The organism is Alcanivorax quisquiliarum, from assembly GCF_023051175.1.
Lineage (GTDB): Bacteria > Pseudomonadota > Gammaproteobacteria > Pseudomonadales > Alcanivoracaceae > Isoalcanivorax > Isoalcanivorax quisquiliarum.
Genome location: NZ_JALKII010000009.1, coordinates 1 through 20,790, shown reverse-complemented (window position 1 = coordinate 20,790; position 20,790 = coordinate 1). Strand labels below are relative to the sequence as shown.

Below are 20,790 nucleotides of genomic sequence, written 5' to 3'. Positions count from 1 at the left end.
ATTTTTCCTCGCTTCCCGGCTGGGCGATCAATAAAGTCAGGCAGTGCGTTGTCTGCCGGCAAACAACCAGGGCGAGTTGATCTCTTGCTTATGCGCAGCCTCGGCGGCGCGCTAGCGCTACTGTGGTACTTGCGTGTTGATTGCGTAGCCCTTGCCGCGCTGTTCCCCTTTGGCTGCTTAGGTGTATCGTTGAGAGCGCGGCATGGGGGCCATTGTTGGCCTCGCGGCGGTGACGGAACAAAAAATAGCCGCGTCTGAGGGAGTGTGCGCATGGTCTTCCGTATCTCTTTATTTCTGGTGGTTGCGCTGGCGGCGGGTGCCGGGCTCGCGCCGGGGCCGTTTGAAGCGCTCAGTAACGCGGCGCTGGCCGAGGTGATACAGCACGCTGGCTGGCTTTATTTGCTGATCGTCTTCCTGACGCTGGTGTTTCTTTTTTATCTGGCGCTGGGGCCTACAGCTCAGCTCAGGATCGGCGGCCGTGATGCGGAACCCGAGTTCTCGAAAGCAGCCTGGCTGTCGATGTTATTCGCCGCTGGCATGGGCATAGGGCTGGTGTTCTGGGGCGCGGCGGAGCCGATCTCGCATCTGGCAGTGCCGCCCGAGGGGTTGGCGGCCAACACACCACAAGCGGCCAGCGCGGCGATGCGCTATACCTTTTTCCATTGGGGCCTGCACCCGTGGGCGATCTATGCCTTGATGGGGCTGGCAATCGCCTGGTTCCAGTACAACCGCAATGGCCGTGGGCTGATCAGCGATCTGTTGCAGCCGTTGATCGGGGATCGCCATCTTGGCTGGATGGGCAAGCTGGTGAATATTATTGCCGTGGTGGCTACGGCGATTGGCGTGGCCACTACGCTTGGCCTGGGCACGATGCAGATCAGTGCGGGTATGGGGCGGGTGTTCGGCCTGCCCACCGGGCTGGGTATGCAGCTGCTGGTGATTGCCGTCTGTTTTGTGTTGTATATGTCCTCCAGCGCAAGCGGTGTGGAGCGCGGCATCAAGTGGCTGTCGAGTTTCAATCTGGTGCTGGCGGGGCTGTTGCTGCTGGCGGTAGTGTTGCTTGGGCCGACCAGTTTCATCTTCGATACGTTTACTACGTCGCTTGGCAGCTACCTTGATCATCTTGTGGCCATGAGCCTGCGCATGGCGCCGTTTACGGCCAGCACCTGGGTGGCGGACTGGACGATTTTCTATTGGGCCTGGTGGATATCCTGGTCACCTTTTGTCGGTGCATTCATTGCGCGAGTGTCTTACGGGCGCAGCGTGCGCGAATTCGTGCTGGGTGTGGTGGCGGTGCCCAGCCTGCTCGGCTTTGCATGGTTTGCTGCGTTTGGCGGGGCGGCATTGTGGGGGCAGATGTTTGGCGGTGTGGATATGGCCGGCGCGCTGGCAGTGGGTTACGAGACGGTGTTATTCCGCATGTATGAAGCGCTGCCTTGGGCGGGCGTGTTGTCGGCCCTGACGATCGTGTTGCTGGTTATCTTCTTCGTCACCTCGGCCGATTCGGCCGTGCTGGTGCTGGGCTCCATGTCGAGCGAATCGGCAGGTGATCCGTCTCTGGCGCGAAAATTCGCCTGGGGTATTGCAATTGCCCTGATTGCGGGGGCTATGCTGATTGCGGGCGGCCTGAATGCGTTGCAGACACTGATCACCGTGGCGGCGTTGCCGTTTGCGTTGTTGATGGTTGCGGTAATGATCGGCCTGTATCGCGTATTGCATCTGGAAGCATTGCGAGAGAAGGCGCAGGAGCGCCGCGCTCGCAGGCTGATTGAAGAGTGGATTGCGCGAGAGCAGGCAGAGAAGGAAGAGGCAGAGCTGTCCGCGCAACCGGATGCAGCCAGAGCGGACAACGCACCGCGCCTTCGTTGATACAAGGTCGAAAGCACACTTTGCCCCGCACACAGGGCGAGGCGTAACCACCGAGTGGAAACGACGCCGCCTGGTATCAGTCTTCGTTGCTGCTCTTCTGGCTGGCGGGCAACTGGGCCGCCGTGCCGGTGTCTCGTCTTTGTTTTACAAACCTTTTGACTCGCCAGGTGGCGTTGTGCGGTGGCTTATTGCAGCCGCCCGCACCCGCTGCTATTTATATGAATGCCTGCCGATTCCCATCATCGTCCTGCCGGTTTCCGCAGGGGCGGCACGCCTGAAGAAGGAGTTGGCTGATGGCAGAAGAAACACCCGAGAACGAATCCCCGAAGGCAGACCAGGGTGGGGCTCGTACAGGGAACGAGCCGCCGGGGAACGAGCGGCCAGGAAAAGCACGGCCTCCCCTGGAAAGAAGCCAGTTCGGTGGCAGCCAGCGTCGGGCGCGACGTTCGGCCGATGACGATCCCCCCTGCCTCGCGCAGTGATCTGAGTAAAGGCCCTCGGAGCTACTGGAGCACCGTGCTTCACGGACTAACTGGCGTGTGCTGCTGGTGTCTTCGCTGGTCATTCTGGCATTTTCGATCTGGGCTATTTTTCGCCCGGCAGATGCGCGGGTGACGATGAAGGCCACTGTTGACTGGATTGCCTTGAGCCTTGGTTGGTACTACGTGCTGACTATGACGCTGGTGGTCGGCTTTGTTGTCTGGGTTGCGCTGTCCAAGGAGGGCAATGTGCGGCTCGGGCCGGATCATTCCCGGCCGCAATACAAGCTCGGCACCTGGGTAGCGATGCTGTTTGCGGCCGGTGTTGGCATCGACATGCTGTTTTATTCGGTGACGGGCCCGGTGGTGCAGTACTTGCACCCGCCGGCTGGCGAAGGCAGCTCGGCGGCGGCAATGCAGGATGCGGTGGTCTGGACGATGTTCCACTATGGCATCGCCGGCTGGTCGATGTATGCATTGCTCGGGATGGCGATGGGCTATTTTGCGTATCGCTGGGGAATGCCGCTCTCGATCCGGGCTGCTCTGTATCCGTTGCTCGGCAAACGAGTGCGCGGCCCTTTGGGCGATGGTATCAGTATTATTGCACTGGTGGGCACAGTGTTCGGCGTGGCCACCTCCATGGGAATCGGGGTGGTGCTGCTCAGCGTGGGTTTCTCGCTGATTTTTGGCTTGCCTCATGGCTTGGCGCTTCAGATCGGGCTGGTGGTGGGCGCCGTGGTGCTGACGATTGGTGCGACTACATCGGGTGTGGACCGGGGCATTCGCTGGATTTCAGAGCTTAACCTGTGGAGCGCGGTGGCGATGATGGTCTACATTCTCGTCACTGGTGAAACCGCTTTTCTGATGAACGCACTAGTAGAAAATATCGGCCGGTTCATCGTGACGTTGCCGGAACGCACTTTGCAAACCTTCGCCTATGAGCCAGATGGCGCGGAATGGATGGGCGGCTGGACGTTGTTCTTCTGGGCTTTCTGGCTCGCATGGGGGCCGTTTGTCGGAGTGTTTCTGGCCCGGATATCTCGTGGACGCACTTTGCGGGAGTTTGTAATTGCCGCGATTACTGCGCCAGTGCTTTGCGACTTTATTATTGTCTCGCTATTTGGCAACTCGGCATTGTTTCAGGTATTGCAAGGCAATACGACGTTTGCCGAGCTGGCCGTGGAGAGCCCGGAGCGGGGCTGGTATGCCTTGCTGGAAATATTTCCCGGTGCAATGTTCCTGATTGGCCTGGCAACACTCTCCGGGTTACTGTTTTACCTCACCAGTGCCAATTCAGGTGCAATGGTGATGTCGAACTTTTCTGCCTCGATCCCCGATCCCGCCCACGATGGGCCTAAAGGGCTGCGTATTTTCTGGGCCGTGCTGACCGCCGTGCTGACGGTAGCGATGTTGCTTGCGGGCGGCGTGACGACCATGGAATACGCAACGCTTATCTTCGCTTTGCCGGTGACGATTGTTGCCTATCTGGTCATGGCCTCGTTTTACAAAGTGCTGCGAATGGAGCGAGCGGAGCGGGAGGGCCAGGTGTTGCGGCGGCCCTCGATGGCGCCGATAGGTGGCCAAGTGCCGGCGCGTTCCTGGAAGCAGCGCCTTGAGCAGCTGCGCTCTTATCCATCGCTGCGGCAGGTGAGCCAGTATCTTGATCGCACGGTACGCCCGGCGCTGGATGAGGTGGCCGCCGAATTCCGTAAGCAGGGATACGATGTGGAGCAGGAGGTGATGCCCGATGCCCATGGTATTGATGAGCCGGTGCTGCGGGTGCCGATGGATGAATTTCGGGCTTTTCACTACCAGGTGGCAGTTGTCGATGCGCCGGTGCCGATGTTCAGTGGGCGCATGACGCGAGAGACAGATGTTTATTATCGGCTTGAAGTATTTACGCAAACCGGCTCGGGGGGCTATGACCTGATGGGGCTCACGCGGCAGCAGGTGATCGACGATGTGCTGGAGCGCTACGAAGCGCACCTGGCCTTCCTGACCTTCTCATCCGAGACAGATACTGCCTCCGTGCTGACGCCGGCAATACTGCCGAAGGATCAAGCCTCCGCGATACCACGCGATGCCAGCGACGTGCAGGATCTGGACGAGGACAAAGACTAGGGAAGCGAGCCATGCTCGTCATCCTTCCTTGGCCGGTCAGCGGCACGGGCCTGCCGGCGCAAGGTGCTGGGTGCGTCGAGCCCCCACTTTCGGAATGCACGCGTAAAATTGGCCGGGTCCTGATAGCCGAGTTTTTCGGCGATCTGCTGTATTTCCAGGTTGGAGTTCTTCAGTAGATACAGCGCATCGCGCTGCTTGATGTCGTCGATGATGCGGCGAAAATGCGTGCCCTCATCGGCAAGACGGCGGCGCAAGGTGCGCGATGACATATTCAGTCGTGCGGCCACGTTATCAAGCGGCGGGAAGCCCTCGGCAAAAACCCCCAGCAGCCTTTGCAGCTGCGGCTCCAGCCGATCCGGAGCGCGCCAGATGGCGAGTAATTTCTCGCATTCCTGGCACGCCGTTCGATAGCTCATGGGATTGGCCATGGGCATTTTGTCGGTCAGCCGTGCACGAGGCAGCCGCAGGCAATGATGGCTTTGGTCATAGCGCAGCGTTGGCAGTGCCCGCTGTATCTCCGCAAGATAATCCGGTGGCGGCAGGGCCAGATCAATATCAAGTTGGGAGGCCAGATGCGGCGCCAGATGTTCGGTGGTGCGATAAACTGCTGCGACGGCAAATTCCAGCGCGCAGCGAAGGCTGGGCTCCGGTGCCTGAAAATGCACATGCACGTACACCTCGGCATATTCGGGCGTCAGGTGCAACTCCAGCGCCAGGCTTTGTGTCAGTAATTCCCAGTAGCGCAGTGCTGTTTCAAGTGCTTGCCCTATATCGGCTGCCGACAACATGGCCATGCTGAGCTGGCCGTAGGTGGTGGCAGGCAGAGGCTGGCCGGCGCGATAACCGAAGCTTGTGCTGCCGGTATGTTCGTACAAAGCGTCTGTCAGCCGCATGATATGCCACAGATTGACGCCCTGTTGTTCGATAAGATCCAGCGGCGGCAAGCGCAATTGCGATATGAGCTGGTGTTTGTCCAGCCCGGCGCGCTCAGCTTCCTGCAAGTAGGCCAGCGCAAAGACGCCGTGCACTCTCTCTTTTTCCAGGTTCATAAGTTGGCCACAAATGACAGGTGGTAGGGATTGTTCGGGACTCACGCTCGGGAGTCAAGGACGGTCAGAATGGTGAATATTGAAAGGAGGGGCACTATGACTGCTCAGAGCAAACTGTCTCAGAATTTGCGGCCCGTTGAAATTGTGGTGCGTCAGCCACGTTTGGATTACACATCCGTGCCGAAGTACTGGTTTGATAATGATCCGTTTCTTTCCACGTTGTTCAGCGTCTTCTCGGCAACATTGCCTGAAGGTGAAAAGCAATTCATCCATTCGCTGCGACATTTCCAGAAGCAGATTACTGATCCCGTCTTGCAGAAAGAGGTGCGCGCGTTCATTGGGCAGGAAGCACATCACGCACGGCAACATGAGTTTTTTAACGATCGCCTGCAAGAACTGGGCTACGAAGTGACTGAATTGCAGCGGATCATGTCAGAGCTGTTCGATCGGCTGCGCAGTGAGCTCTCTCCGCAGAGGCAATTGGCGATGACGGTGTGCATCGAACATTTTACGGCGATGATGGCATCTTTCTTTCTGGTCAAGCGCCCAGAGATAGCTGATCAGCTTGTTGGCGCCTCTCGCGATATCTGGGTTTGGCATGTGATCGAGGAAATGGAGCACAAAGCCGTGGCATTCGATGTCTACGACCAGCTGGCGAATGACCCTGGCCGTATAAGATTGCGTCTGACGATGGTGATAGTCACTGCCATGATGACTGGCAGGCTGAGCTGGCATACCTACAAAGTGCTCAAAGCCAACGGCGAGAGCCGCAACTTCAAGAGTATTCGCAATGGGCTGAAGTTTGTATTTGGCAAAGGCGGCATGATGCGCAGCATGTCACGAGAGTACCTTGATTTCTTCAAGCGTGATTTCCATCCTTGGCAGCATGATACGCGCCGGGAAATGGAACAATGGAAAGCGGCATACCATGAGCTGCTGGACTGATCGATCTGGCATGCCGCCGCACTGGATGTAAAAAAAGAAGAAAAAGCGGCTGCGCAGGCCGGGCTTCTGGCGCGGCTATTTCAGGGAAAAAAGGCGGTGTGAAGCTGTATGCTTCGCCTCCTTGCCGATAATAGGCGGCAGCAGAGAGGGCGATGGGGCCTGTTTACAGGGCGATGGCAGCGGTTGATACTCGTGAGACGCATCGCCGGGCCAGCTCGGCGTTGTGTCCTGGCCTGGCCGGCAGCCTTCTTTGGCGCCTGAACTATTGGTGCAGGCCGCTGGCTGGCCCTCCAGGATGGAGTATCTTGCCATGGGTCAAGCCTACCTCCTCGAAACATCCTTTTGGGAAATCATCGCACGCGGCAGCGCTGTCTATTTCGCTGTTACGATATTGTTACGTTTGATCCCCAAGCGGCAGATTGGAAATATCGCGCCGAATGACATGATTGCTTTGGTAATTGTCGGCAGCCTTGCCGCCGATGCAATCATGGGTGAGGCGAACTCGCTGATGGACTTGCTGCTGATGGTGCTGGTGATCCTGGCCTGGGACTATCTTTTCAATCTGGCAGAATTCTACTTCCCGCGCTTTCGGAAAAAGTCGGAAGACTCGCCCACTCTGCTGATCCACAACGGCATACTGCTGAGCCGCAATCTGAAAAAGGAAAAACTGACAGAGGAAGAGCTGATCGCTCATTTGCGCAAACAAGGTATTTCCGACCCTGGCCAGGTCAAGCAAGCAATTCTCGAGGTGGACGGCGAAATAAGTGTTATAAAGCGCGTTGGGGGAGCCGGTGACTGACAAAACGCCGGGGCATGAGTGTTAGTGGCCCCGCTGGCGGCGTATCCGTGAGCCCACCGGTCGAGTCTGGCTGCCGGAAGGGGTAAGTTGGGTGCGCGCCGATGCGGCGCCAGCCGCAGACTTTGGGTTGCGGCTCCTGATAGCACTGGCAGGAGGAGAAGATGAAGAACCGTGAGTTGGGTCAGAGCGGGTTGGCCATCCCGCCGCTGATGTTTGGTGGCAATGTACTCGGCTGGACGCTGGATGAGGGGCAGTCCTTCGAAATGCTTGATGCCTGGATGGATGCCGGCTTCACTGCGATTGATACTGCCGATGTGTACTCCGGCTGGGTGCCGGGCCACCAGGGTGGTGAGTCGGAGACCATTATCGGGCGCTGGTTCAAGGCACGCGGGAACAGGGATAAAGTTGTGCTGGCTACCAAGGTCGGCATGGAAATGGGCCCTGGTCGGAAGGGGCTGTCGAAAGCCTGGATCACGAAGGCCGTGGAAGATTCATTACGACGGTTGCAGACGGATTATATTGATCTGTACTTTTCACATGCTGATGATCCTGATGTGCCATTGGAAGAATCGCTTGAGGCATACCAGCAGCTGATAGCCGATGGCAAGGTGCGTGCAATTGGCGCCTCCAATTATAGCGCAGGGCGCCTCGATGCAGCCTTGCAGATTGCTCAGGAAAAGGGCTTGCCGCGCTACACTGTCTTGCAGCCTTCGTATAACCTTTACGACCGACAGGATTTCGAGGAAAACCTTGCTGCTGTCTGCCAGCGGGAAAATCTTGGTGTGACGCCGTACTTCGCACTTGCCAGCGGTTTTCTCACCGGCAAGTACCGCTCAAAAGAAGATGCAGCGGGTCGTGCGCGGGAAGGCATGGTTGCGAATTATTTCACCGAGCGGGGTGATCGCATTCTCGCTGCGCTTGATAGTGTATCGCAGGCGAAAAACACCACGCCCGCCGCTGTTGCTATCGCCTGGCTGATGGCGCAGCCGGCAGTCACCGCGCCTATCGTCAGCGCCACTTCGATGACTCAGCTGGCGGCATTGAAAGATGCGGTGTCGCTTGTTCTGGATGATGCGGAGCTGAAGGAACTCAACACAGCGAGTGCCTGAGGAACCGAGCCGGGCCGGAGCGCACCCGCTCTGGCCGGCGCGGCGCCACCTGCTCGTGGGGCGCCTGCCCATAATGGAGCGGTTCGGGCCTGGCCGAGCTGCAAGCCAGTCGTTGAACCATTTCACTTTATATTACTCCCGGCGGCTTGATGCTTTGCTGCTGCCCCATGCTACGGTGGGCGCTTCTCAGGCGTATCTACTTCGACGAAGCCGGGAGTCCTGCCATGTTGCTATGCCCCAGATCCGCGTTTCTTATGCTGTGTGTGCTGGTGTCTGCCAGCGCTTGTGCGGAGCCGGCCGCCTCATCGCTTGAAGACCGGATAAGAGATGGGGTAGCGGCGGTGGAGCCCCGGATGATCGCGTGGCGGCGAGATATTCATCAGCACCCGGAGCTGGGCGAGCAGGAGACACGCACCGCAGCGCTGGTGGCAGCCCATCTGACAAAGCTGGGGCTTGAAGTCACGGAAGGCGTCGGCCGCACTGGTGTGGTGGGCATTCTAAAAGGCGCCAAGCCCGGCCGTTTGGTGGCATTGCGGGCGGATATGGATGCGCTGCCGGTAAAAGAGCCGGAGGGGCTGTCTTTTGCCTCCCGGGAACGGGGTATTTATCACGGCACTGAAGTCGATGTCATGCATGCCTGCGGGCACGATGCCCATACGGCGATGCTAATGGCCGTGGCGGAGGTGCTCGCGGGCCTGCGGGATCAATTGCGCGGCAGCGTCATGTTCATTTTTCAGCCGGCGGAAGAAGGATCAAGCCTGGTGCTGCCGGGGCAGGGGGCCAGCTGGGGTGCAAAACGGATGCTGGAGGACGGGCTGTTTCAGGCAGGCACGCCGGATGCGGTATTTGCGCTGCATGTGATGCCCGGCGCATCCGGCGAGCTGAGCTGGCGCAGCGGCGCGACTACTGCGGCCAGTGACATGCTTGATATCCGAGTGACTGGCAGCCAGGGCCACGGCGGCATGCCCTGGAATACGGTTGATCCAGTGGTCACTGCCGCTCAGGTGATCATGGGGGTGCAGACTGTAGTGAGCCGTAAAGCCAACCTGGCTCGCTCGCCGGCAGTGGTAACGATTGGCACTGTCAACGGCGGCAGCGGGCCGAATATTGTGCCGGAAGAGGTCGCGATGACGGGCACCATTCGTACCTATGATGAGCAGGTGCGGGAAACGCTGCGTGATGATCTGATTCGCAGCGTGGAGGGTGTGTCAGCAAGTGCGGGCGCCATGGCAGAGGTTTCGATTGAGCCGATGTATGCCAGCACTATCAATGATCCTGCGCTTGCCGCGCGGATGGCGCCTGTGCTTGAGCGTGCAGCAGATGGCAAGGTGGCGGCTGCGGAGCTGCCAGGCGCGGCAGAGGATTTCTCATACTTTGCGCAAGCTGCGCCGGGGTTGTACGTGTTCCTTGGTGTGACACCGGAAGGCCAGGACCCGGCGACCGCGGCACCGAATCACAATCCGGAGTTCTTTGTGGACGAGAGCGCGTTGCAGGTGGGGGTCAGGGCCATGGCCATGATGGCGGCCGACTATCTGCTGCAAGATTGAGGGCTGCATTCAAGCTTTGTTGGGAGGTGCTCTGCTTTGCCTGCAACGCTCGGGCTGCCTGCCGTATTTTCCTTGCAATCAAACGTCGAGACTTTTACTTTCTGGACGAGGCTTGGGCTGTATAGGGCTGCCACACAGGCAGCACGCGCGGCGAGCCAGGCTGTGGTCGGGGCTGGGTGAAGGCTGGGTGACAGAGAGGGGTATTATGGAGTTGAAATTTGCAGCGGGCCGCAATATCGCCATGAAGATTCCTGCTCATGAGTATCAGGATACAGTGCGTTTCTACCGTGAGGTAATCGGGCTCAACGAGCTGACACCCGCAGAGGCCGATGCCACCCCCAGGTTCGAGTTTGGCGACAAGGTGCTTTGGCTGGATTGTATGCCGGGCTTGAGTCAGGCCGAGACCTGGCTGGAAATACAGACCAGTGATCTGGATCAGGCTGCGGCTGTTCTGGCCGCGCAGGGTTGCCATCGCAGAGATGAGATCGAGCCGTTGCCGGTTGGATTCCAAGCCTTCTGGATATCGAGCCCCGCCAATATTATTCACCTCGTCTCAGCTGAGAAGCCGGAGTAGCTGTCTGCGAAACCTGGTTTCGCCCGTCCCAGCGATAGCGCCAGTCAGTTTTCCATTTTCGCTTTTCTGCGTTACACAATAATAAAAAGCAGATTTTCATTATCCACTTTTCTTTGCCGGGGACAGGTGCCTTCATTAATTGGGGGCAAGCAGGCGAAAGGAGAGTTGCATGGCTTATAAATCAGATGTGATTACTTTGCCGGCCTTGCTTGGCAAGGTGCCGGGACTGGTGGGGAGCTTGCCGGCCCTGATCAAGGGTTCGCGTATGTCTAAGATTTCCCGTAGCAGGGTTCCGGTGGGCTTGGCGAAGGGGTTTCAGCAGGCAGTGCGCGCGAACCCGGGTGGTGTGGCGTTGTTGTATGAAGACCGCCGCTGGACTTATAAAGAACTCAATTTATGGGCCAATAAAATAGCTCATCACTTCTCAAGTAACGGGCTTGTGAAAGGCGATACCGTAGCGATCAATATCGAGAACCGACCCGAGCTGATTGCCGTGATTCTCGCTTGTGCGAAGTTGGGTTTGTGCGCGGCCATGCTGAATACTTCGCTGCGTGGGCAGGTGCTGGTGCACAGCTTTAATCTGGTGACCCCTAAGGCTGCGGTGATCGGCGAAGAAAGAATTGCCGAGATCGAAGAGATTCGCGAGCAATTGGAGTTGCCGGAACACGGCTTTTATTTTGTGGCCGATCCGGAAATGCCAGACGGTGCCGGCGCCTCACCAGCAGGATACGAGGATCTGATCACAGCCAGCGCAGCCTCACCCGATCATGATCCAGATACTATCGAGCGTATCGGCCTCAAAGACCCATTGTTCTATATTTATACCTCGGGCACGACAGGGTTGCCGAAAGCGGTAGTGTTCAATAATGGCCGCTGGTGGAAGGCGTATGGCGGGTTCGGGCTGGCGGCGGTTCGGCTTCGGCAGCAGGATCGGCTGTATTGCACCCTGCCTTTTTATCACGCGACGGGCATGGTGGTGTGCTGGAGCTCGGTGATCAGTGCCGGCGCAGGGCTGGTGCTGGCGCGTCGGTTTTCGGTAAGCCGCTTCTGGCAGGATATTCGACGCCACGAGTGCACGGCCTTCGGTTATGTGGGCGAGCTGTGTCGTTACCTGCATGAGGTGCCGCCGCAAAAGGATGATGCGCAGAACCCGGTGCGAGTGATTGTGGGGAACGGATTGCGCCCGGGCCTCTGGAAGGCGTTCAAAAAACGCTTCGGCATTCAGCGAGTGGTCGAGTTCTATGCCTCGTCAGAGGGCAACGTGGCATTCACGAATGTATTCGGCTTTGATAACACCGTTGGTTTCTCACCAGTGAAATATGCCATCGTCGAGTATGACAAGGAGCAGGAGCGGCCACTCAGGAATCGGCGTGGTTTCATGAAGCGTGCGGCCAAGGGCCAGGCCGGGCTGTTGCTCGGCGAAATTTCCAACAAGACTCCCTTTGATGGCTATACCGATCGGCAGAAAACAGAAGAATCGATTTTCAGGGATGTCTTTCGCAAAGGCGATGCCTGGTTCAATACCGGTGATCTGATGCGCGATATCGGGTTCCGGCACGCGCAATTTGTTGATCGGCTGGGCGATACCTTCCGCTGGAAAGGGGAAAACGTATCCACTACCGAGGTGGAAATCATTCTGGATCAGCAGCCGGGCGTGCTGGAATCAGTCGTCTACGGGGTCGAAGTGCCCGGTACGAACGGCCGTGCCGGGATGGCCCAGGTGCGTTTGGCCGTGCCGCCAGAGGAGTTTGATTTTGCGGAACTTGCGGTTGGTTTGCGGCGCGCCCTGCCATCCTATGCGGTGCCCGTTTTCTTGCGGATCAATGAGGAGGCGATGACGACGACAGGCACGTTCAAGCATCAGAAGAATCGCCTGAAAGAGCAAGGTTATACCCCTCAGCGGGGAGAAGCGGTGTATGTGCTCTGCCCTGGCCATCAGGGCTACCAACGCCTGACAGCGGTGATGAAACAGGATATCGACGCCGGGCGTCGGCGGCTTTGAGCACTCGGCGAGAGCCATGAAGCAAGCGCAACGGTGTGCGCCGATAATAATGGTTCATCGTCGATTTCCGTGGAGGCATTTCCGATATCCGTGAAAGCACCAATGGATTGTCCAAAATACCGAGCTTTTTTCGCCCCTCTCCCTTGGTGGGACAAGCGAAGCGCAGAACAGCCACAGGCTGGCCCGAGGGGGCGCGAAGCGCTCTTGCTCCCCTCGCCCCTTGTGGGAGAGGGGTTGGGGGAGAGGGGGCGACGAACTTTCAGCTGTCACGACACCCGCTACATGTTGCACTACGTTCACTCCTCTTCAGTAGAAATTTCTTTAAAAATTCCACAGCCGAAAAATCCCGAGCGCTAGCCAGTTTCGTTCTAGATCAAGTGCCGGGTATATATTTCTTTGCCATAATCTCCCCCTCTCCCCAACCCCTCTCCCACCAGGGGAGAGGGGCTAAAAAAGCTTCATCGTTGAATACCGGGGAAGGCGGCGCGGATTTCGAGGAAGAAATACTCCTGATCCCGGTAGCCGTAGGCCCGGCGTTTGATCACCTTGATGCTGTTATTGATGCCCTCGACGATGCTGGTGTTTAACGGATGTCGACAACCCGATAGCCGGCCCAGCCGCCCCGCGTCTCTATCGCTTTCCTGTTCAGTATGGCTCGCTCCAAAACCCATAAAATCTGGGCTTAAGAGTAGGAGTCCATCGATAAAGGCTCCACGGAAATCGACGATGAACCATAATAATGAAGGCGGCGGCCGGCCCGGAAGAAAGCGGCGGAAACGAGAGCGGATCAAGGAAAGCCGATCAAGGAGAGCCGTTCAAGGAAAGCCGATCAAGGAGAGTCGATCAAGGAGAGTCGATCAAGGAAAGCCGATCAAGGAAAGCCGATCAAGGAAAGCCGATCAAGGAAAGCCAATCAAGGAGAGCCGATCAAGGAGAGCCGATCAAGGAGAGTCGATCAAGGAGAGTCGATCAAGGAGGGCCGATCAAGGAGGGCTGGCCGAGAGAGAGTCGGGCAGCTCATTGTTTTTTCGATAGCACGGCGCTGCGCATTGCCGTCACCTCCTGAACAGTAAAGCCGCTCAGGGCATCAGGCAAACCATGCTTGAGACAGAGGGTGGCGCACTGTGCCAGCGCCGCGTCAACCTGCTCCATGATCAGCATCGCCGACCGGGGGCTGATATCGGCCACACGTGCCACGGCCATCAGATCCGATTTGCCAATACCGTCGCGCTTGCCGTTGAGACTCATCTGGTGGGCGTGCGTATAGCGGCCCTGGGGGTTCCAGGCAAAGGTCAGGTCGAACGCAGGCGACAAGTGCCATTGGCCGCGCTTGTCCATGAGAAAGGCTGTGTTCTTGGTGTGATCATCCCGGTTGCAGCCGAGCACATTGAAAACCAGCCGGCGGAATTGTTCCTGCATCGCTGAACGGCCCAGACCAAGCCGCTTCATCAGATGGAAAAGCTCCTCATAGCTGGTTTGGCCGGGCGCGTTGTAATCGTAGTGGCCGAGAGCGCAGAGCGATTGCATCAGCAGCTTGCCGCCTTCGTCCGGGCGATCGAAGCGCCGGGTCATGAAATGGCTGCGGCCGTTCTCGGTCAGCAGGCGGCTCGAGGTCATGGTGATGCCGGCGGCCAGCGCCATCTCGTAATAAATGTATTCGCGAATGCCGTAGCCTTGGGGGTCAGCGTCGGTTTCCTTGTCACGATTGTTGCTGATGCCGTCGAGTTTGAGTATCCAGTGTTCAAAGCCGGCATCAAGCTGCGATTGCCCGGAGCGCACTTCGCCTGTTTCGGGGTTCCAGGCAATGACGGCTTTGGCGCGTGCGCCGCCAGCAGAGGTGCCCACCTGGATGATGGCGCGCATTTCGTCTGCGGTGAGGCCCTCGCGCAGATGGGCGGCAGAGGTGTTGCGTGCCTGCAATACCTGATTGCTGATTTCCACCAGCTTGGCCACTTCCAGTGGAATATTCTCTGCGGCCGCAGGCCCCGCCACCGGCTCGAACTCCAGCGCTCCCATGCCACGCCTGCCCACATAGCACAGGCGTTCGACCGGATTGGCGCTTGCGGCTGAGCGGCCCTGGCGTGCCAGCCAGGCATCGAATAAAGCATGGCCGAAGCGGTCTGGCAGGGAGTCGGCCAGCAGGCCGGGCAGCCCGTGAAAGGTTTCACGATTGAGTGCGGCGAAGCGGTAGGCCGCCTGGCGCAGTGGCATTTTTATCGGTGCGATCTCGACGCCCCGCTCGATAAAAGCCGGGGCATACTGAAAATCGGCCAGGCTCGCTTCGTTGTCCCAGGCGACCGCACCGACATCGGCCCCCCACAAGGTGACACGTGCTTCAGTGACGCTCATGACTCGTCGCCCGTAGTGCCGGCACGAAGATCCTCCGGCCAGAGCGTACTCTGCTCTGCGGTATGGCGGGGCTTGGAACGGCGTACTCGTTGCGGCAGTGTTCCGGCCGCTTTGGCATAGCGTAACAATGGCGAGCGCGCCGGATCGGGAATGGCATGATCCAGTGCGTCCAGCAGATCCAGTGCCTCCAGCACAGCCAGAAACTCGGGCAATTTAACCACCTTGCCCTGCTCGATCTTGCTCAAGGTGCTGCGGGAGATGCGCGCTCGGTCTGCCAGCGCTTCCTGTGTCTGCTCGGCCTGGATGCGGTAAAGCCGTAACCGGCGGCCTAGCTCGGCAAGTAGCGCCTCATCGAATAGCTGGGTCAGTTTCATTTCTTGATCCGGTTAATGCCCTTGATCGCCTTCATAAACATAGTTTGGCACCTATAATGCCGCTGATTGCACGCGCAATCAATAGGCTGGGCAGGCTTTTAATGTCTGCTATTGGAAGCGTTAGAGAGAAAAAACTCAGTTAATGTGGCCGATCGAATGCGCTATGTTTCAGGCTGGTACGCCTGCCTTGAGCCGAGCCGTGTTGAAGCGTGATAGGAGGTATAAGCTGCAAAAAGTGGCTGGGTGAACTTTGTTGAGTGAATAAAGGAAAGATCATGCCGGCAGGAGAGAGCCATGAAAGTGTCCATAAAAAGGGTCTATGAGCCAGCTTCCCGCAGTGATGGCAAGCGAGTACTGGTGGACCGGATCTGGCCTCGCGGCCTCACCAAAGAGGCTGCAAGCGTAGACCTTTGGTTAAAGGACGTTGCGCCCTCGACAGCGTTGCGGAAATGGTTCGGCCATGATCCGGAGAAATGGCAAGCTTTTCAGGATAAGTACAAAGCGGAGCTTGAAGGCAGCTCAGCGTTGGCCGAGTTGAGATCGCTGGCCCGAGAGAGCCGGCTAACGCTGGTATTTGCGGCACGGGACGAAGCCCACAATAACGCGGTGGTGCTGAAAGACATTCTGGAACACAGCGGCTGATTCTGCGTGCATTGTCGCGCCCGGCTCAGGTAGCGAATCGCCTTGGCGCTTCTGCGTTCCGGCCGCTCAGCTCAATTGTGCAAGCTGTTGCCAGAAGGCGTTGATAAGCGGCTCATCCAGACGCTTGCCCAGCGTGAACACGCCTACTTCATAAGGCGCCAGCGGCGGCCGGGTGTCGAGCACGTGAATGCGTGACGCCAGTGGGCTGGCATCCAGCACGATCTGAGGTACAACTCCGACGCCAAAACCGAGGCTGACCATGCTGACAATGGCTTCGTTGCCGCTGACCTGCGCATAAATATGGGGCCGCACCCCACGTTCCCGGAACCAGCGGTCGGTGCGCTCCCGCGCCAGGCCCTGCTCGGAAAGGATCATCGGCACGTCACGCCAGGCGCCGGCATCAGCGTTGCTTTGCAGGCGTTCCGCGAGTTGCGGCGGGTTCGCCGGGGCAATGAACAGCAGCGCTGATCGAGCCATGGGATGAAAGGCGATGGCGGGCGGCAAGTGATCCGGCCGAGCGCCGATGGCGATGTCTTCCGCGCCGCTGAGCACATGATCCACCGCCCGGGCGGGGTCGCCGGTATGCAGCTTGAGCTCGATGCGTGGATGCTGGTGACGAAAGCTTGAGAGCATATCGTGCAAGAAGCTGTAGCTGGCGGTCACCGAGCAATAAAGGCTCAGCTCGCCTTGCAGGATTTGCTGCTCATCCTGAAGGGCCTGGCGGATCGCGTGCCAGTCCGCAAGTGCCTGGCGTGCATATTCCCGGAACCGTTCCCCTTCGCGAGAAAGCTGCACGCGGCGGTTATCGCGGTAGAACAGCGCGGCGCCGAGGTTGGTTTCCAGTTGCCGGATGCTCCGGCTGAGTGCCGAGGGGCTAACGTGGCAAAGCCGGGCAGTGCGGCCAAAATGCAGGGTATCGGCAAGCGTCAGGAAGAGCTGGAGGGTGCGTGTGTCCATGATGTGTTGCGAAAATCGGCAGGCAGTGTTGCAAATATATCATTTTACGCAACACCCCGGATAGCCTATCTTGACTGCCTGCGCAGGCCCGTGGCCGCACCAAACAATCACCAGCTCAGGGTATGACCATGCAAGTTTACTACGATAAAGACTGTGACCTCTCCATTATCCAAGGCAAGAAAGTCACCATTATTGGCTACGGCTCTCAGGGCCACGCTCACGCCTGCAACCTGAAAGATTCCGGTGTGGATGTCACCGTCGCCCTGCGCCCCGGCTCCAGCTCTGCGGCCAAGGCTGAAGCGGCGGGCCTGCCGGTGAAATCGGTGCCGGAAGCTGTGGCAGCCTCGGATGTCGTCATGGTGCTGACCCCGGACGAGTTTCAGGCGCAGCTGTATCGCGATGAGATCGAGCCGAATCTCAAAGAAGGCGCCACTCTTGCGTTCGCGCACGGCTTCGCCATTCACTACAACCAGATCGTGCCGCGCAAGGATCTGGACGTCATCATGATCGCGCCGAAAGCGCCGGGCCACACCGTGCGTAACGAGTTTGTCAAAGGCGGTGGTATTCCTGATCTGATCGCTATTTTCCAGGACGCCTCGGGTAACGCGAAAAACCTGGCGCTGTCCTACGCTTGTGGCGTGGGCGGTGGCCGCACGGGCATCATCGAAACCACATTCAAGGACGAGACCGAAACCGACCTGTTCGGTGAGCAGGCCGTGCTGTGTGGTGGTGCGGTAGAGCTGGTCAAGGCGGGCTTCGAGATTCTGGTGGAAGCCGGCTACGCTCCGGAAATGGCGTACTTCGAGTGTCTGCACGAACTGAAGCTGATTGTGGATCTGATGTATGAAGGCGGCATCGCCAACATGAACTACTCGATCTCCAACAACGCTGAATACGGCGAGTACGTCACCGGCCCGGAAGTGATCAATGATGAATCGCGTGCCGCCATGCGCAACGCTCTCAAGCGTATCCAGAGCGGTGAGTACGCGAAGATGTTCATTGCCGAAGGGGCTCACAACTACCCGTCCATGACGGCTGCCCGGCGCAATAACGCGGCCCACCCGATCGAGCAGGTCGGCGAGAAGCTGCGTGCGATGATGCCCTGGATTCAGGCGAACAAGATCATCGACAAGAGCAAAAACTGAGTCTGGCGCTGCGCCGGGCCAGCCCGGCAGGCTCAGCACAGGCAAGTACAGAAAGCGCGGCCATCGGCCGCGTTTTTTGTCTTGCGACAACTCAGGTAAACTGGGCTGACAATGGAGCGCCCTATGACTGATCCGCAGCACACAGACTACCCGGAAGAACCGCAGGATTTCGAGGTAATCGAATCGGAGCGAGACCGAGGGGGCAATCGCCACCGCGGCGTTTATCTGTTGCCGAATCTGATTACAACGGCGGCGCTGTTTGCCGGTTTCTACGCCATTCTGGCTGCCATGAACGGCATGTTCGTGCACGCTGCTGTCGCGATTATCGTGGCGGGCATCCTGGATGGCATGGACGGTGGCATCGCACGCCTGACCAACACCCAGAGCCGTTTCGGCGCTGAATACGATTCGCTTTCTGATTGTGTTGCCTTCGGCGTCGCTCCCGGCCTGGTGGCTTATGCCTGGGCTTTGTCCGAGTTGGGCAACTTTGGCCGTGCGGCCGCCTTTCTTTATGTGGCCTGTGCCGCACTGCGGCTGGCCCGGTTCAATGTGCAGGCGGCAAGCTCGGACAAACGGTTTTTCACCGGCTTGCCAAGCCCCTCCGGCGCGGGGCTGGTGGCGACGATGGTCTGGCTGGGCGCCAGCCGGGGTGTCGATGGCACCGAGATCGGAATCATCGTGGCCTTGCTGACCGCCGCCGCCGGGCTGCTGATGGTCTCGTCGATCCGCTACCACAGTTTCAAGGAATTCCGGATTGGCAAGGTGCCGTTTCGGGTGCTGTTGGGAGCAATCGTCGCTTTCGCCATTGTATTTCTTGATCCGCCATTGGTGCTGCTGAGCGTGGCGCTAGCTTATGTGGCCTCCGGCCCGCTGTTATGGGCACTTCGGCTGCGGCGGGTGCGCGCCAAGCGTGGTAATTAAGCTGTTTCCCCAAGCGTCAAGGCGGAGCAGGCTGGCCTGACGCTTCCCGCACTCCATTTTTGCTGGTACAAAGGTGCCAGATGGAGTGCTTCTCATGTCCCTGTTCGTTGCAGACCCGGTATCCGGCCGGCCCCTCTACTCGCTTGAAACCGCTACGCCAGCAGATTGCCAGGCGGCCATGGCCAGTGCGCGCAGTGCTGCCGCTATCGTGAAGACGGCGCCGATCCAGCAGCGCCTTGAAGCAGTGGCTGCGGTGCTTGCCTGGCTTGGCGAGCGGCGCGAATGGCTGCTTGACCAGATTGTGGCGGAGTCCGGCCGTAGCCGTGGCGATGCCATGCTCTCCGATCTCTTCCAGCTCACCGAGGATTTGCACTGGCTTCGCGCAAACGCACGGGGTGTGCTGGCGGATGAAAGAATCCGCACGCCACTGACCTTGCTCGGCAAACGCAGCCGCATTTTGCATGAGCCGCGTGGGGTGGTGCTGGTGATCTCTCCCTGGAATCTGCCATTGGCTATCGGCATGACGGCGGCCATGTTTGCGTTCGTTGCAGGTAATGCCGTCATTCTCAAACCGTCGGAACATACCCCGATGGCGGCAGCCTGGGCGGAGGTGCGCACGCTGCATCCCTTGCTGGCCCAAGGGCTTCAGATTTTGCATGGCGATGGCGAGATAGGCAGGCAGCTGATTTCGCTGCGGCCGGATCTGATCGCGTTTACCGGAAGCCTGTCTACCGGGCAGCACATTCTGAGCCAGGCGGCGCCGTTGCTGATTCCGGTCGTCATGGAACTGGGCGCCAAGGACGCCATGCTGGTGTTTGCCGATGCAGACGTGCCCCGTGCCGTGGCCGCCGCCTGCTGGGGCAATCTGCATAATAGCGGGCAAAGCTGCACCGCAGTGGAGCGGCTGTATGTGCAGCGAAGCCTGTTTGATGAATTTATTGCGCGGCTGGTTGGCGCCAGTAAGGCGATTCGTGTCGGCACGGATGCCGAAGCGGATCTGGGTGGCATCACCACCGATTTCCAGTTGCAACGTATTGAGGAGCAAGTGGCCGATGCGCGCCAGCAGGGCGCGGTGGTGCACTGCGGCGGTCGCCGCAGCGACTGTGGCCGTTATTACTTGCCGACCGTCATCAGTGGCGTGACGTCAGATATGCTGCTGGCGCAGCAGGAGACGTTCGGCCCGGTGGTGGCGGTGTACGCCTTCGAGGACGAGGCAGAAGCAGTGGCGTTTCACAACAGTAGCCGCTTCGGCCTGAGCACCAGCGTCTGGACAGCCGACGGGGCGCGAGCAGAACGGCTGGTTCGGGCGCTGGAGGTCGGCTGTGTGAACGTCAATAACGTCATGCTGACGGAGGGCAATGCAGGGTTGCCGTTTGGCGGCGTTAAATACTCCGGCTTTGGCCGCATGAAGGGCGCGGAAGGACTGCGGGGCATGACGCAGTCGAAGGCGGTGCTGATGGACCCGGTTCGCGGGCGGCCTGAGCCGAACTGGTATCCCTATTCGGCAACCAAGCTCCGGTTGATGGCGCGCCTGCTTGATGCACTCGCCAGGCGCCGGCCTGGGCGCTGGTGGCATCTTGCCACTATCGGATTGGCGATTGATCGTCTGGTGCGGCGGCAACAAGGCCCGAAAGCGTCGCGCCCGATCTCGGGGCAGCTTAAAAAGTGACCGCTAAGCTGCTGATTTCTGGTCATAAAGTGTTCGTTTGCGTGTGTTTTGGCTAAAACGTGATCGGTTGATGAACTTATTGAAAAAAAGAGTTGACCGCCTGCCAAATCTCTCTAGAATGCGCATCCACAACGACGGCACACGGCAACAACGGTGACCGCCGCGCTCTTTAACAATCAGGCAGACAAACGTGTGGGACCTGTTCTGTGTCGGGTGTAAGTTTATTCGGCTACAGAGCA

General features: G+C 58.8%; 16 protein-coding genes and 1 pseudogene. 12 read left to right on the top strand and 5 right to left on the bottom strand.

Annotation, left to right across the window (positions count from 1 at the left end):
• Positions 1 to 270 precede the first annotated feature (270 nt).
• Together MU846_RS12170 and betT are read left to right on the top strand one after the other, a co-directional pair.
• Complete coding sequence (locus tag MU846_RS12170) at positions 271 to 1,869, top strand: BCCT family transporter (RefSeq protein ID WP_246953116.1); 1,599 nt, start codon at positions 271 to 273, stop codon at positions 1,867 to 1,869.
• 506 nt (positions 1,870 to 2,375) lie between these two features.
• Positions 2,376 to 4,469: a choline BCCT transporter BetT gene (gene betT / locus MU846_RS12165; RefSeq protein WP_306799400.1), complete on the top strand. Its 2,094-nt coding sequence runs from the start codon at positions 2,376 to 2,378 to the stop codon at positions 4,467 to 4,469.
• Here betT and MU846_RS12160 read toward each other — a convergent pair.
• Positions 4,466 to 5,518 carry an AraC family transcriptional regulator gene (locus tag MU846_RS12160; protein ID WP_246953111.1) on the bottom strand — a complete coding sequence of 351 codons (1,053 nt, stop codon included), beginning with the start codon at positions 5,516 to 5,518 and terminating at the stop codon, positions 4,466 to 4,468. The two genes, betT and MU846_RS12160, sit on opposite strands and share 4 nt — an antisense overlap.
• Before the next feature lie 96 nt (positions 5,519 to 5,614).
• On the opposite strand from MU846_RS12160, the gene MU846_RS12155 reads away from it, so the two are divergent.
• The 6 genes from MU846_RS12155 (at position 5,615) to MU846_RS12130 (ending at position 12,494) form a co-directional block, all read left to right on the top strand.
• The gene (locus MU846_RS12155; RefSeq protein WP_246953109.1) at positions 5,615 to 6,463 is read left to right on the top strand and encodes a metal-dependent hydrolase; all 849 of its coding nucleotides are present in this window, start codon (positions 5,615 to 5,617) and stop codon (positions 6,461 to 6,463) included.
• 310 nt (positions 6,464 to 6,773) lie between these two features.
• The gene (locus MU846_RS12150) at positions 6,774 to 7,262 is read left to right on the top strand and encodes a DUF421 domain-containing protein (RefSeq protein ID WP_246953107.1); all 489 of its coding nucleotides are present in this window, start codon (positions 6,774 to 6,776) and stop codon (positions 7,260 to 7,262) included.
• A gap of 161 nt (positions 7,263 to 7,423) precedes the next feature.
• On the top strand, positions 7,424 to 8,371 hold the full coding sequence (locus MU846_RS12145) for an aldo/keto reductase (RefSeq protein ID WP_246953105.1): 948 nt from the start codon (positions 7,424 to 7,426) through the stop codon (positions 8,369 to 8,371).
• A gap of 353 nt (positions 8,372 to 8,724) precedes the next feature.
• Positions 8,725 to 9,918 (top strand): amidohydrolase, encoded by a 1,194-nt coding sequence (locus MU846_RS12140; protein WP_246953103.1) that lies wholly within the window; start codon positions 8,725 to 8,727, stop codon positions 9,916 to 9,918.
• Between the two features lie 205 nt (positions 9,919 to 10,123).
• On the top strand, positions 10,124 to 10,492 hold the full coding sequence (locus tag MU846_RS12135; protein WP_246953100.1) for a VOC family protein: 369 nt from the start codon (positions 10,124 to 10,126) through the stop codon (positions 10,490 to 10,492).
• A gap of 169 nt (positions 10,493 to 10,661) precedes the next feature.
• A complete protein-coding gene (locus MU846_RS12130; protein WP_246953098.1) occupies positions 10,662 to 12,494 on the top strand; it encodes a long-chain-acyl-CoA synthetase in 1,833 nt (610 codons plus the stop codon).
• Between the two features lie 458 nt (positions 12,495 to 12,952).
• On the opposite strand, the pseudogene MU846_RS12125 reads toward MU846_RS12130, so the two are convergent.
• The 3 genes and pseudogenes from MU846_RS12125 to MU846_RS12115 all read right to left on the bottom strand — a co-directional run.
• A pseudogene (locus MU846_RS12125) lies at positions 12,953 to 13,108 on the bottom strand (transposase); the annotation flags it as partial.
• 403 nt (positions 13,109 to 13,511) lie between these two features.
• Positions 13,512 to 14,843: a type II toxin-antitoxin system HipA family toxin gene (locus MU846_RS12120; RefSeq protein WP_246953096.1), complete on the bottom strand. Its 1,332-nt coding sequence runs from the start codon at positions 14,841 to 14,843 to the stop codon at positions 13,512 to 13,514.
• A complete protein-coding gene (locus MU846_RS12115) occupies positions 14,840 to 15,217 on the bottom strand; it encodes a helix-turn-helix transcriptional regulator (RefSeq protein WP_246953094.1) in 378 nt (125 codons plus the stop codon). Before MU846_RS12115 ends, MU846_RS12120 begins: the two co-directional genes overlap by 4 nt.
• Before the next feature lie 294 nt (positions 15,218 to 15,511).
• On the opposite strand from MU846_RS12115, the gene MU846_RS12110 reads away from it, so the two are divergent.
• Positions 15,512 to 15,859, top strand: coding sequence for a DUF488 domain-containing protein (locus MU846_RS12110; RefSeq protein WP_246953092.1), 348 nt, complete (start codon positions 15,512 to 15,514; stop codon positions 15,857 to 15,859).
• 66 nt (positions 15,860 to 15,925) lie between these two features.
• Here the strand turns inward: MU846_RS12110 and ilvY are convergent, their stop codons facing one another.
• Complete coding sequence (ilvY, locus tag MU846_RS12105) at positions 15,926 to 16,816, bottom strand: HTH-type transcriptional activator IlvY (protein WP_246953089.1); 891 nt, start codon at positions 16,814 to 16,816, stop codon at positions 15,926 to 15,928.
• A 128-nt stretch (positions 16,817 to 16,944) separates the two neighbouring features.
• Between ilvY and ilvC the strand changes: the two genes are divergently transcribed.
• The 3 genes from ilvC (at position 16,945) to MU846_RS12090 (ending at position 20,551) form a co-directional block, all read left to right on the top strand.
• Positions 16,945 to 17,961, top strand: a complete 1,017-nt coding sequence (ilvC, locus tag MU846_RS12100) for a ketol-acid reductoisomerase (protein ID WP_246953087.1) — start codon at positions 16,945 to 16,947, stop codon at positions 17,959 to 17,961.
• Between the two features lie 123 nt (positions 17,962 to 18,084).
• Positions 18,085 to 18,882, top strand: a complete 798-nt coding sequence (gene pssA, locus MU846_RS12095; protein WP_246953085.1) for a CDP-diacylglycerol--serine O-phosphatidyltransferase — start codon at positions 18,085 to 18,087, stop codon at positions 18,880 to 18,882.
• A gap of 94 nt (positions 18,883 to 18,976) precedes the next feature.
• A complete protein-coding gene (locus tag MU846_RS12090) occupies positions 18,977 to 20,551 on the top strand; it encodes an aldehyde dehydrogenase family protein (RefSeq protein ID WP_246953082.1) in 1,575 nt (524 codons plus the stop codon).
• The last annotated feature ends 239 nt before the right edge of the window (positions 20,552 to 20,790 follow it).

Coding starts and splice junctions, on each gene's coding strand:
- MU846_RS12170 (WP_246953116.1), top strand. CDS start 271: ATGGTCTTCCGTATCTCTTTATTTCTGGTGGTTGCGCTGGCGGCGGGT.
- MU846_RS12160 (WP_246953111.1), bottom strand. CDS start 5,518: ATGAACCTGGAAAAAGAGAGAGTGCACGGCGTCTTTGCGCTGGCCTAC.
- MU846_RS12155 (WP_246953109.1), top strand. CDS start 5,615: ATGACTGCTCAGAGCAAACTGTCTCAGAATTTGCGGCCCGTTGAAATT.
- MU846_RS12150 (WP_246953107.1), top strand. CDS start 6,774: ATGGGTCAAGCCTACCTCCTCGAAACATCCTTTTGGGAAATCATCGCA.
- MU846_RS12145 (WP_246953105.1), top strand. CDS start 7,424: ATGAAGAACCGTGAGTTGGGTCAGAGCGGGTTGGCCATCCCGCCGCTG.
- MU846_RS12140 (WP_246953103.1), top strand. CDS start 8,725: ATGATCGCGTGGCGGCGAGATATTCATCAGCACCCGGAGCTGGGCGAG.
- MU846_RS12135 (WP_246953100.1), top strand. CDS start 10,124: ATGGAGTTGAAATTTGCAGCGGGCCGCAATATCGCCATGAAGATTCCT.
- MU846_RS12130 (WP_246953098.1), top strand. CDS start 10,662: ATGGCTTATAAATCAGATGTGATTACTTTGCCGGCCTTGCTTGGCAAG.
- MU846_RS12120 (WP_246953096.1), bottom strand. CDS start 14,843: ATGAGCGTCACTGAAGCACGTGTCACCTTGTGGGGGGCCGATGTCGGT.
- MU846_RS12115 (WP_246953094.1), bottom strand. CDS start 15,217: ATGAAACTGACCCAGCTATTCGATGAGGCGCTACTTGCCGAGCTAGGC.
- MU846_RS12110 (WP_246953092.1), top strand. CDS start 15,512: ATGAAAGTGTCCATAAAAAGGGTCTATGAGCCAGCTTCCCGCAGTGAT.
- ilvY (WP_246953089.1), bottom strand. CDS start 16,816: ATGGACACACGCACCCTCCAGCTCTTCCTGACGCTTGCCGATACCCTG.
- ilvC (WP_246953087.1), top strand. CDS start 16,945: ATGCAAGTTTACTACGATAAAGACTGTGACCTCTCCATTATCCAAGGC.
- pssA (WP_246953085.1), top strand. CDS start 18,085: ATGACTGATCCGCAGCACACAGACTACCCGGAAGAACCGCAGGATTTC.
- MU846_RS12090 (WP_246953082.1), top strand. CDS start 18,977: ATGTCCCTGTTCGTTGCAGACCCGGTATCCGGCCGGCCCCTCTACTCG.